At 33.1% G+C, this 471-nt stretch carries 1 protein-coding gene; it reads right to left on the reverse strand.

The features are described from left to right. Positions 1 to 471: AAA family ATPase (locus tag E3E36_RS11775; protein WP_167895567.1), on the reverse strand; the 471-nt coding region annotated here is incomplete at both ends.

Genomic DNA, 471 nt, shown 5'->3' on the forward strand with positions numbered 1-471 from the left:
ATGCTCTAAACATAGCCAAAAGAAATTCACTTCTAAGGCCTGCACCTCTCTGTTCAAGTGGGACACCATTTGGCAAGTGTTTATCTTTGATTCGTATTCTAGGACTAAAGTTAATTTGGAGCTTATTTGGTTCAATTTCTATTTTTTCAATTGAATCACTAAATACAGCCATTTCAGCTAAAATAATTTCTTCTAACTTTTTGGACTCTTTACGGATTGCATCTTGAAGCTCTTTTTTTAGTTCTACTATACTTTTCTGTTCATTATCCCGGTTTTTTTCACTTTGTTTTTCTAGAATTGGAGAAAGAAGCTTAGACATTAAAAAACCAGATTTTTGTGTTGTTTCCTCAATTACATCTCTTATTGCCGAAATGTAGATAACCTCGGGGAGAGCGTGCAGTATTGTGCGGATAAGACCTTTATTTTCAATTTTAGTCCATTTATTTTTACTTTCGTCAAAATACTCTACAA

The sequence above is a fragment of the Thermococcus sp. M36 genome (assembly GCF_012027355.1).
Classification (GTDB): domain Archaea; phylum Methanobacteriota_B; class Thermococci; order Thermococcales; family Thermococcaceae; genus Thermococcus.